Source organism: Faecalitalea cylindroides ATCC 27803 (genome assembly GCF_000469305.1).
GTDB lineage: Bacteria > Bacillota_I > Bacilli_A > Erysipelotrichales > Erysipelotrichaceae > Faecalitalea > Faecalitalea cylindroides.
Map to the genome: position 1 here is coordinate 1 of NZ_KI271008.1, position 1,123 is coordinate 1,123.

Consider the following 1,123-nt stretch of genomic DNA (forward strand, 5'->3'; position numbering starts at 1 on the left):
GGCAAATTCGTCCATCATAAAATGAACAGGCATCGGCAAACAGCCGCCGTGGATATGGTCGGCTGCATAAAACAACTGCTGAAAGAGCTGTGTGTAAAGAATGGATACCAAGAAGTTGAAACTGGAGTCGTTATCCGGTATCAGTGCAAACAGAGCCACCTTTTTCTCTCCGAGTGACTGCAAATCCAGTTCATCGGCAGAAGTAAGAGCAGCAAGACTCTCCAAGTTGAACTTTTCAAGCCTTGCTGCAAGGGTTATCTGTATGGATTTTAATGTTTTGGAAGAACCGGAATGATAAGAGTGGTAATACTTCAAAGCAATGTGGTCAGGATTATCTATCATCAAATCTGAAAACAGATTATCAAGCGGAGAAGGACTTGGGTCGTCCTCGTCCTCAATCGCCCCGGCTCTGAGCATTTCCATTACCATTGCAAAATTCTGTTCTTCCGGCGGTGCTTCATAATGCAGATAAAATACAAGTGCAAGCAGAAGCATTGACGCTGCCGTATCCCAAAATGGGTCATTGCTCTGTGAACCTTTCGGAGTGGTACTCTTAAAAAGATTGGTTACGAGCTTCTGCACATCATTGTCATTCTGCAAATAAACAAAAGGATTGTAACAATGGCTTTTCTCCATTGAAATCAAATCAAGCACACGCACTTCGTAACCTTTCTTCTCAAGAAGATGTCCCGTATCTCGCAGGATTTCCCCTTTCGGGTCTAATATCACATAGCTGTTTCTTGCAGCATTCATAATATTAGGCTTTGCATAAAACCTCGTCTTACCTGCACCGGAGCCACCGCACACAAGCGTATTCAGATTTCGTCTGTGCTTCTTGGCATTAAGTCCAATGCACACATTCTGAGTCATCAGCTTATTTTCTGATAGTGGCTTTTGTCGGTATTTTTTATCAATGGCTCTGACATTGCCCCATTTGGCAGAACCGTGTTCTTCTCGTCTGCGGTAATTCTTTCTTGTTGAGAAATAAATCCCGATACCCATTCCATAGCACAAAAGCAAAATGAGGACAGTTTTCAGGCTGTCCCCACATAATTTTATGGAAAATGGATTATCAAAGAGTGTCGCAAGATTGGCTGCTATCTCCGGAAATCCTCCGCTTATG

Annotated in this window: 1 protein-coding gene; it reads right to left on the reverse strand. The window is 43.1% G+C overall.

Features of this window, described 5'->3' with window-relative positions; all coding sequences use genetic code 11:
- A partial coding sequence (locus HMPREF0367_RS05635; protein ID WP_035402102.1) for a VirD4-like conjugal transfer protein, CD1115 family occupies positions 1–1,123 on the reverse strand: 1,123 nt, incomplete at both ends.